Genomic DNA, 9285 nt, shown 5'->3' with positions numbered 1-9285 from the left:
TATAAATTCCTATAAATCTTGAAAGCCGGGGGCCAAAGTCAAATTCCCTGCCCCAGATATTAAATGTTTGTTATTGAGATAGAGCTGATATTCGCTGCTGCCAAGTTCAGCATTATTTGAGCAATCTACATTCCAACGCCTTAATAAGTAGCCAGTAAGCGCGGCTCTTGTTTTAATTGTCATACTGCCGTCAACCATGCCGTAGTCCAAAGCAATCGCTGTGGGGTGCTCAATGTTTCGAGGATGAGGAACCAGTTCTAGTGAAATGAACGTATTCCACTCTTTATCGTGTTCTTTGTGTTCGTACTCTTTTGATAAACCAGATTTGATTGATGCTTTCGTGATGCGAGTTAATACAAAGTCGCGAAATTCTTCTGATTTTCTGCAATAAGCGCGAACATGCCAACGAAGACCGTTATCTACAATCGAATGCGGCACGATATCTCGTGCTTCTGAGCCACTACTTAACGATGTATAAATGATATTGACTGCTTTGTTTTGAAAGATGGCTTGCGAGATACGAGCAACAATCATCAAATCTGGAACGTTTAATGAACTAGGAGCCTCTACTGGAAATTTTGTATCGCTAATCGCATCAAATCCATCTGATATCTCATTTGCTAGTTTTACAAGAGTTTTACGGGCATCGTGATTGAAGAGTGGTTTAAAGTTAGACTCTAAAAGGTACTGCTTTTCAGTTGTGTTGTAAGTGAGATTTTTTGGCGCAAGCTGTTTATAAAGGGCTAAATCGCGTGATGCTGCGGCAGTACCACATTCGAAGCGTTGTATAATTTCGTTACGCGTTACCGAACCTGTAAACATTAACTTGAAATCAATGTAAGCAAGACGTTGTTTTTGTGCGTAACTGACGTTTTCGAGGTCCATCTAACTTATTATACTAATTACGTATTTGAGTTAGTGTGTATCATTTTGATAATCACGTCAATGTCCAGATAAAAGAAAAGGAGCAGTTAAGTCCTTTTCGTTTATCTTTTGACTAAGAGAGGTACTTCATAATCAAAATATCTCTTGGATTCATCAATGTTTGCCGCATTTTGAGCCAATCTAAACCAGACAACGTGACGTACTCTACCTCATCGCAACTCACATATTGAGATCCAGATTTTGTTATAAATCGAGTATTATGATTAGATGAAATTTGTATTGGCGATGAAATCACAACATCATCATGTGAAAACCTTAGTGTTTCATCGAGTTCAACAAAGCCGTGCAGAACTTGGGCTATTTCTATTAACTCTCCGTCTAGTTTATCTACCACAGAAACAACGGTTACTTCCCGTAGATATGTTTTTAATGTATCGATCTGAAAATCACTATATTCAGAATTAGATTGATTATTACTTATATGTTCCATATCGCTTACCTTTTCTACTTGAACATTAAGTTTTATAGAAGAGGCATCCAATCTTGTCATTATACAAATATGTATAAAAACAATAAGTTGAGAGTTAATTTATTGAAAGTGAATGACAATTATTCTTAAATTTTTTTCATTAATTTGTCGAATAACTGATTCGTGTTACTTTGAATTAAAGTAAGTTCGTCAATTAACTCATCAATCGAAGTGGGATCTATAATCTTTTTGCTTCTGCTTATGTAAGCTGCAACGTTTAAAGAGAAATTAGATTCATTTGTGGTTTCATCAATCAGACTTAACTTTTCAACTTGCCCATTGGTTATTACTTGGCAAATGTCAGGAATGTTTTTCCGTGAAGTGAGAATATTTGCTATTTCATCTTCACGAACTAGTTTGTTGCGCTTGATATCACGATTAAAGTAAGAAGATGCATCAATGAACATAATATCATCGGTTTGCTTATTTTTACGAAGAATTACTGCAAACAAATCAACTGTTCTTGCACTTATTAAGCTCGTTGGTAGCTGAATAACTGCATCAACGTAATTATTTTCAATCAGGAATTTACGTGATTTTGCTTCTTCTATGCGCTGCAATGCACCTCGCCCAACAAATGCTATTGCAATGCCCGTTTCGTTAATTGACCAGATTAGGTGTTGAAGGAGCGCGTGATCGTTATATTGAGATGAAATTATATCCAGATCTATTCTTTTTGGGTCATAGTGGCCACTCAACGACCCGCCTTCTTTAGACTTTTTGACTTTGGGACTTGCTGATTTTCTAACGGCTGTTGGCTCATACAGCGCAAACGCTAAGTCAAAAGTTGAAGCTTTTATAAATGGAGTGCTATTGAGTGAATAACTCTGGCTTACTACACAATCGTCATTCCCGGCTAGCACAAACTTGTGTACAAGATAGTGAGGGTTTTGAAGTAAACTTTCAGTGGTAAAGTGCCATTGCGGGTTTAATTGCGCGAGGTAATTGCTTAACTCACCAGTTGATGCCATTGCGTCATATACAGCTAATTTTTCATTACTTTTGACGATACTGGCTATCAATCTAGAGAAATCATCTGGTCTCAGTTGAAAATCAAACCCCTTTGCATCACTTTGGATCAATTCAAAAACTTTTGGTTCTTGTAATAATTTGAGAGTTTGCTCGTATAATGTAATTGAGTCGGTACGCGTCAACTTACTTAAGTCAAACGCTTCATGTATTTCATTGAATCTACTCAGGAGCTTATTGATTTTCTCATCATTCAAATGTGCTATTGCTTGTTTTACAACTAACTGTTCAGATTCAGTGAAATCAAACTTTTCTACGTCAATTGATTTTATATCATCAGAAACTTGAAGGTTCGTTAAGGACTTCTGGTATTTACCGTGCTCTGTGATGGCAAGTAACTCAATGGTTAACAGGGCTAGAAAGGAAAGTCTTTCATCTAAATTGGCTGGCAACAAATCACTGTCTTTATAAGCTTCTACAAATTTTACTGCTAATTCGTTAGTCATCATTGCTTCACCATCTCAGTTATTAACCCGGCTACTTGGTTTTTTCTTGCTTCTATTAGTTGATGATATTTTTCTAATTCAGCATTGACATTTAATACGTACTGGATGAAATCACTACCACTTTCGTCCTTCAAATCTGGGAGCGGCAGCTTCTCTAAGATCCCTTTACCAATCGTACTTTGGTAGTTACCACCTGAATTTGCTTCTATCCAATCCTTTGAAAAATCGGTTTCTAAATAAGACTTTAAAAATAAGCTAGTTACCGTTGAAAATTCCGCCTTCGGTTTAACAACTAGAAAATGCTGAGTACATATTAGTTTATCAGGCACATTATTTAGCAATACAAGATGCTTTTCTCGTCCTTTAGCGACCATGATTAGATCACCGTTGTTTAGACACTCAATACTCCTTGAAGTATTTATTTCAGTTTCTGTTAACTTGTCAAAATCTAAGGTTGCTTCGCCTTTATCAAAAACAATATCTCCTATTTGGATCACCTTAAAGCCCTTGTTGGCAGCCTTTTTAATGGCTCCACGAAAAGACCTTCCAGTAGAAATATCCGCGTATTTTGAAAGCTGTTCAATTCTCATATTTTCACCAACCATAAATTGCATACTGAGAAATGTAGCAAAATAACTTGACAAATTCAAAACATTTGATCAAGACTGTATGTACACCCTGAGAAATGTAGCATTTAAAATTAAGGAGGTGCAACATGGTGTTTCCTAAACAAATTCGTTTTTACGGAAAGAAAAAAGCGACTTACTTTAACTCTATTCAAATGAGAAAAACGTTCAGACCTGAAAGCAGCTTCGAGACCAGTTTCATGCTGCAACAAGAGTTTGATGATGATGTGTTTGCGTGGGCTGGTCAGGCGCAAAGCTTTGTTTTTAATATCAAAGGAAAGCTCACTCGCTATACTCCCGACATTATTAGAAGGCGCAAAACGCCTGAAGGTGAAAAGATTGAGATCATTGAGCTAAAGCCTAATATCTTTGCCAATAACGAATCGGTCTATACCAAACACCAATTATTGAGTGAACAATTTCTAGATCGATATAACCGACCTCTCACGGTTCACACTGAAGATGATTTTTATAAACCGATCAAAGCTGAGAACTTAGCTCGTTTCTACCAATACAGAGCATATGACTTTTCACGCTATGACTTGGATTTAGCTTTTACACATTTAACAGATATTAAATGTGTTGGTGACTTGTATGAAATGTGTTCACGTTTTAATGCATCCCCTGCTTTTGCTCCGGCACTAATCGCTCAAAAGAAAGTTCATATTGACTTCGAACAACCATTTTCTTTGGACCTGCCATTGGAGGTGACGTATGGGTAGAGGTATCACACTTAGTTCACTCCAAGACAAAAAATTAGAATACATGGGGAAAAAAGCGGTTGTCAGAGCTGTAAATGAAGCTACTCAAGAAGTAATCATTAAGCGAGAAGGTCAACCCATTTTCATTCGACCTTTTGTAGATTTATTGGAAGAGATCAGAAAAGGGAAAATTACTATTATTCAGGAACTTGCAAAAGCTCCGTCAATGCGAGGAGCAACAAATCAGCAAATATTAGAAATCAATCGTCGAGAGAAATATTTCTACGCTATGCTGGCTAAAAAAGAACCGACTAAAGATGTCGAAAAATTAGTTGAAGATATCCAGCGTGAAACTGGCGACACCATTGGTTACGCCCGATCAAGTGTGTGTAAGGACTTTAAAAAATTTAAACGAGATAATTATAGTGCAGCACCACAAGTGTTAAATAACAAACGAAATCGCGACACTGGATTCACACAAGATGTGGAAGATTTAATTTGGAAACACCTTTATGCTCATCATTTAAAAGAAAATGGAAAATCTTTTGCTGCAACACAAAAACTTTTAAAAAAAGAGTATGAAGAGCTTGGGTACGAAGGAAATGCCCCTTGTGCTAAGACTTTACAACGAAGAGCTAAATCGCTCGGTCCTTATGATTATGACCGCCTGCGCTATGGTGAATCATTCGCAAAAAACAAATACAAACAAAAGTTAGAGCAATATGGTATCACTATTCCGTTAGATCGAGTAGAACTCGATATGGCTCACTTTAACGTTGGGATTGTTAAGTTTATTAACGGTAAAAAGTACTATCGTGGAACCGTTTCGATGGCGCTTGTGTTTGATGTCGGTACAGCCAGTTTATTAGGTTATGCAATTCAAGTAGGCAAGAATAAGGAAGCGTCAAGTTACGTAATTGCCTCTATTCATCATGCTATCAACAGAAAACCTGACCCCACTTATATTCAACACGGGTGTATGCGTTTAGCAGTCATGGATGCTGGTACGGCCTATCGCTCATCCATGACAAAAAGCTTATTACAAAAGATTCAGGGAGTATTTGAAACAACCGAAGTAAGAAAGCCAAGCTCAAAAGGGTTTGTAGAGAATTTCGTGAACAGACTCAGACTAGAGTTTTTCCAAGGTCTGGAGGGATATTGTGGTGTATATGATAAAAATCGATATTCCGAAGCAAATATCAAAAAAGATGCAAAATATACGTTTGAACAATTTCATCAAAAATTTGCCAACTATGTTCGAGATTACCATAACGCTCCTTTAGCAAGGTTGCACGGATTAACACCAAACGAAGCATGGATAAAAGGAACTGAGGTTTACCCAGTATTAGAGCCTTCTGATATTCCTGAATTGCGCAAATATAAAGGTTTGGAAGTGGATGTTACTTACCATATCAAATACGGCACTACCTATGATTATCAGTATTTCAATTCGCCAGAGTTGAAAGCTATGTATGAAGAGTACTGCATTGCAACTGAAAAAGATTTTATGCCTCTGACTCTGCTGGTTGATCTAAACGATGCTTCATCAGTAAGCGTTGTTGTACCGAGCGTTGTAAGCCCGAACCCTGATGAAATTGTTTTACTTAGTATTCCAAATACTAATCGATCTGCTTTTGGTAAGTCATTTAATGAATTGAGCGTTATTGAAGGCCGTTGCGAAGTGCTAGACGGGGCTACAACGTTTCTTGAAGACCATAACTTATCTGGCTATCGCAGTACGCCAAAGCAAGGCGACCTCATTGACATCACTCATAGCCAAGATTCTGATTTGTCAGAAGACGAAGTTAACTCTGAAATTGATGAAATCATCAACTCTGCTGGCGTTGATGTTAAAGCCGAAGAGCAGCTAGATGAGGAAGAATCAGAGTTAAGTGATGAACATGCTAACGAGCATTTTAACGATGCTGAAAACAAATACTTAGGAGTATCTATAGATGATTAAAAAACAGAAATTTAAGTTAAAAGAAGCGGCTTTAGAATTCAAAAAAATGCGATTTGATATGATTTTGCATAAAGACGCGGAACAAAAAGTTATCGACCTTATTAAGATCAGTAATGATGAAGCTAAAGTTCGTGCTTTGTACGGTAGTTCTCATACAGGCAAATCAAACTTTCTAAAAAATTTCATTAAAAAGCATGCAGACGTCATTGATCAGCATAGCGGTATAAAAGATATTGTTCTTGTAAGACTCTCTTCTGGAGTAACCCCTAAAGACTTTTGTGAAGCGATATTACTTCAACTTGGAATAAAGCCAAAAGCAGGAACAAAACAGCCGCAGCTTGAGAATCAAGTTATTGAAGTATTGAAAAATATTGGTATTGAGTTACTCATTATTGACGAAACTCAACATGCACTGCCAAATAAAACAAATTCGAAAACTACCCAAAAATTGGCAGATACTATCAAAAATATAGTGGACGAGAGCCATGTTCCGATTTTGTTGTGCGGGATCTCATCTATTTCTAAGTTAATTGAAAACAATTTTTCTAGAGCTTCTGAAATGCAACTAGAAGAAGAGCAACTATTTAACAGAACATTGCCCCCGATTGAATTCAATACAATTGAATTGTCCGACAAAGATACAATGGCTGCCGTGATGCAAGGTTATACGATGATATTCGACAAGTTGCACCGCCAATATGGGATATCGATCATCAAAATGACCTCAGCAAAATTTCAAGCTGCGATGTGGGCATCTAGCGAAGGTGTTATTGGCAGAATGGCATTGGTTTTACAATGGGCTATTGAGCTAGCCGGTGAAGGGCAACAAATTGACTTTTCTGTACTTGGTAAAGCTCATGATGCTATAGCTACGGGGGGATGGGATAAAAGCGGCATTAACCCATTTACATGTAGTGAAGTTGATTTAAATAAACGAATTACAGCGATTAATAAGTTTTCTAAACGCGCTCGTCTAAATGCCTTAAGCAAAGCTAAGGCTAAAATGAAGGAGACTGCGTAATGCTGCCACTTAGATTAGATTTTAGTCCAACAATACATCCTGCATATTACCTTCTTAAAGTGGCTAGTTTGCATGGCTACGCTGATTTAAAGGATATGGTGAGTGCGAATGGATTTAGATTTCCTAATAAGTTAGATGGCAACCTCGAAAGTTATAATCAAATCATTAAAGAAACGACTGGTATTGAAACCAATACCAAAGAGTTAGAAGGCTTTGAGTATGATAAAAGCCGTTACTTAACATCCTTAATTTATACTGGTGTGAACATTTGCCCGACCTGCCTTGATGACGGACATGTAAATTTTGACAGTCGTTATCTAACAACTACATATTGTAGTGTTCACCAGTGTAAAACAGTGCAAACCTGCAACCATTGCGGTGAAGAGTTGAAATGGGATAATGCACTACTGAAAGGATTGTGCAGTCATTGTGGTAACAAACTTCAAACGCAATATTCCGAAACTTCAGCGTACATAACGTTTATGGAAAATCTTGATAAGGCGATGTTGCCACTCTTTTTAGATGACCTTTCACTTGCTGTTGGTTTCGTTCTAAGACCTTTTGATATTGTACCGGAACGCGTTAACCGTAATGCCATCAAGACATGGGACCACATTTTTGAGTCAGCATTCTCATTACTCACAAATGTAAGAAACATACAGAACTGGTTAGCAAATATACGAGCAAATAGCCAATTTACTGATTATCGTTCTATATATGCAGGGCCAAGGTTCCTGTTCAGAGATACAAAGATGGAATGGCCCATCCTTGAACAAGTACTGGCGAAAACTAACATAAACGAATGCTTTTCTGTAGCAGAGGAATTATCTTCTTTCAGCCCCAAGAACTTCGGCATTAAGCCAAGTTGGAAAACTAAGGGGTTAAGTGACAAGGAACAAGATGAACTTGCACAGTGTAAATGTTCTGTGGATACATTAGCTGATATTTTGTCTTGTAACGTAAATGAAGCAAATTCGATTATTTTAAATGGGTTTGTGAAAACTCTAAGAGCAGCTAAAGCTGGTCTAACAGCTCAAATAGACATTAGAGAGCTAAGCACAATCTTCTTAAAGGTTGATTTTCAAGAAAATGAAATCTTTGATCATAATCTCTTGAGTAACGATTTTTTGAAATTGTTTTACTGTGATTTGGCAGACGTATTCGAAATGGTATGCAAGACACCTCAAATATTTACTCAGTCGAAATCTACAGATGGTTTTTTCAAAAGGCTGAAAGTTAACGATACAAGACAGTTTTTAAATACAATCCTTTCTAAATATAAAGGAAGACTTGACGAAAAGATAACTGACGTCGAAGCAGTTGCTTTATTTGGCTTTACTCAAAAAGACCTCAAGGCACTTTGGCAGCAAGAATTGGCCTATTCACTACCTTGGCAGCAAGGAGCTACTTATTTTCGAATCCGCGATTTAGAAAATATTGAAAACAAGGTATTCAATCTAAAGCGATACTGTTTAGTTAGAAATATTGACTTTGATAAGCTTAAAGCCGAAATGTCAAAAAATAATATCGATCCAATTGTTGGTGATTCTTTCTATCAATGTAAGACCCAAGTGGTTACCTATATAAAGGAAGGGAAAATTATCCAGCCAATTAGAACCTTTAAAACTAAAAGGTTGAACAACTGGCCATTTCAACAAATCCACTCAGCCTAAAACTCTCTATATATAAGTGGGCTAAAAATAATAATAATCGCCCAGACTCCAAACCAGTATCACAATTTATCCCTTTGCATGTTGCAATTCTAACATTCTTGCCGTAGATTGTTATTAGATAAATTAAATAAAAACAGTTGGTTAAGAAATAAATCTCACTTTATGAGTCGCAAGACCCCAAGAGACTCAGCTTAAGTGTCCCAAATGGGATTTTTGGATCTCGCCTTAACTGTCCCAGCCCTTTAATCTCAAGGCTGTCTGATCTCAAGTTATGAGTCTTTTGTCAGTCGTTAGATTTTAAGGTTTTTTAGCCCCTTTTTTGCTTAATATAGGTTTTCACGAAGTTATAGCTTTTTATGAATGCTCATTTTTACTTTGTAAGTTTTCACCAAACTTACTTCATTCCAATAAG

At 37.0% G+C, this 9285-nt stretch carries 8 protein-coding genes; 4 read left to right on the top strand and 4 right to left on the bottom strand.

Annotated features, from left to right (window positions below; translation table 11 throughout):
- Nucleotides 1-9 precede the first annotated feature (9 nt).
- The 4 genes from QL229_RS10310 to QL229_RS10295 form a co-directional block, all read right to left on the bottom strand.
- A complete protein-coding gene (locus QL229_RS10310) occupies nucleotides 10-885 on the bottom strand; it encodes a WYL domain-containing protein (RefSeq protein WP_281546840.1) in 876 nt (291 codons plus the stop codon).
- A 112-nt stretch (nucleotides 886-997) separates the two neighbouring features.
- On the bottom strand, nucleotides 998-1375 hold the full coding sequence (locus tag QL229_RS10305) for a hypothetical protein (RefSeq protein ID WP_281546839.1): 378 nt from the start codon (nucleotides 1373-1375) through the stop codon (nucleotides 998-1000).
- Between the two features lie 125 nt (nucleotides 1376-1500).
- On the bottom strand, nucleotides 1501-2892 hold the full coding sequence (locus tag QL229_RS10300; protein ID WP_281546838.1) for an N-6 DNA methylase: 1392 nt from the start codon (nucleotides 2890-2892) through the stop codon (nucleotides 1501-1503).
- A complete protein-coding gene (locus tag QL229_RS10295) occupies nucleotides 2889-3479 on the bottom strand; it encodes a hypothetical protein (RefSeq protein WP_281546837.1) in 591 nt (196 codons plus the stop codon). Before QL229_RS10295 ends, QL229_RS10300 begins: the two co-directional genes overlap by 4 nt.
- Nucleotides 3480-3604: 125 nt before the next feature.
- Here QL229_RS10295 and QL229_RS10290 point away from each other — a divergent pair, with 125 nt between their 5' ends.
- From QL229_RS10290 to QL229_RS10275, 4 genes are read left to right on the top strand one after another with little or no spacing between them, the layout of a single operon-like run.
- Complete coding sequence (locus tag QL229_RS10290; RefSeq protein ID WP_138764834.1) at nucleotides 3605-4237, top strand: transposase; 633 nt, start codon at nucleotides 3605-3607, stop codon at nucleotides 4235-4237.
- Nucleotides 4230-6179, top strand: a complete 1950-nt coding sequence (locus QL229_RS10285; RefSeq protein WP_281546836.1) for a hypothetical protein — start codon at nucleotides 4230-4232, stop codon at nucleotides 6177-6179. Before QL229_RS10290 ends, QL229_RS10285 begins: the two co-directional genes overlap by 8 nt.
- Entirely contained in the window at nucleotides 6172-7200 is a 1029-nt protein-coding gene (locus QL229_RS10280; RefSeq protein WP_281546835.1) for a TniB family NTP-binding protein, read from the top strand. Before QL229_RS10285 ends, QL229_RS10280 begins: the two co-directional genes overlap by 8 nt.
- Nucleotides 7200-8873: a hypothetical protein gene (locus QL229_RS10275; RefSeq protein ID WP_281546834.1), complete on the top strand. Its 1674-nt coding sequence runs from the start codon at nucleotides 7200-7202 to the stop codon at nucleotides 8871-8873. Before QL229_RS10280 ends, QL229_RS10275 begins: the two co-directional genes overlap by 1 nt.
- The last annotated feature ends 412 nt before the right edge of the window (nucleotides 8874-9285 follow it).

Source organism: Pseudoalteromonas sp. PAR1, assembly GCF_947311895.1.
Classification (GTDB): domain Bacteria; phylum Pseudomonadota; class Gammaproteobacteria; order Enterobacterales; family Alteromonadaceae; genus Pseudoalteromonas; species Pseudoalteromonas lipolytica_C.
The sequence above is the reverse complement of the archived record's forward strand: the minus strand, read 5'-3'. Positions and strand labels throughout refer to the sequence as shown.